Annotated in this window: 1 protein-coding gene; it reads right to left on the minus strand. The window is 43.9% G+C overall.

The annotated features are described in order from the left end of the window. Nucleotides 1-248: 248 nt before the first annotated feature. On the minus strand, nucleotides 249-1,035 hold a 787-nt coding region (locus tag AC58U0_RS37260), incomplete at its 5' end, for a transposase (protein WP_497383671.1).

Here is a 1,035-nt window from a genome sequence, read left to right on the forward strand (position 1 = left end):
GTCCTCCTAGATAGTGAATTTTAGGGTTATGACCCTGTGCATAATTCCATCTTACGGGGGCGCTTCACTTTTTTCAAAGCGGAAAATTAACGCTCTACAGGAATGCTTCGTTATACCTGACCAAGGTGTGGTGGCCGATAGCGTTTAGCGGATGGGTCTGTGCCCTTTTGGAAAACGAACTCGGTCCTCCGTGCTTTCTTTTTGAAAACTCCTGCGAATGAGTCAATTTACGTTATATTTAAGAAGTTTTAGGCAGCTAGAGCGTAGTTGGGAATTACTTTTTCAGGTAAAAATGACTCACCTCTTTGAACAATGCCAACGAGGATTAGTGCCAATTTTCCAAGCAGCTTAAAAAGAGACTGTTGTTTCTTCATTTGCTTGATCTGAACATTATTCTCATGCATCTGTCGAAAGACTGGATTCGTTCCTACGAGCGTTATCGTTGCCAGATACATATACTTGCGCAACTTTGCATCTCCCCGTTTCGAGAGCTTGATTTGTCCCTTGTGTTTTCCTGACATCCTTTCTGCTAAGTTTAGACCTGCTTTACGCAATAACTGACGTCCATGCGCATACTGTCTAAAGTCACCAGCACATGATAGTATGGCAGCTATGAAGATTGGACCCAGGCCTTTAATCGATCGAAGCTGAATGGCCATTGGAATCTCACTAAGCAGTGCTAGAATGTCCTTTTCAATCTTTTCTAGTATTTCAACAATACGTTCAAACTCCTCTAGTAACCGCCGTAAATCTTGCTTGGCTTCATGAAGAGCTGTCTTCTCTCCTACACTCTGCTTGGCTTGCGAAATTAGCAACGCAGCTTTCTGAGTCCCCGTAGAACCACCCGCTCGTTTCATATGCTTTCTCCAACTTGTAATCACCTCAGATACCGTCAGAGACTGTAGATCTAGCGGGGAGGGTAAATCTTTAAGCGTAGCTAAGGAACGTTTGCAGGTCCAGTCTTTAAACACCGAGGTATACTCGGGGAACCGAATATCTAACCAACGGATGATCCGGTTCTGCATTCTTACACTA

Source organism: Paenibacillus sp. J31P190, assembly GCF_059692075.1.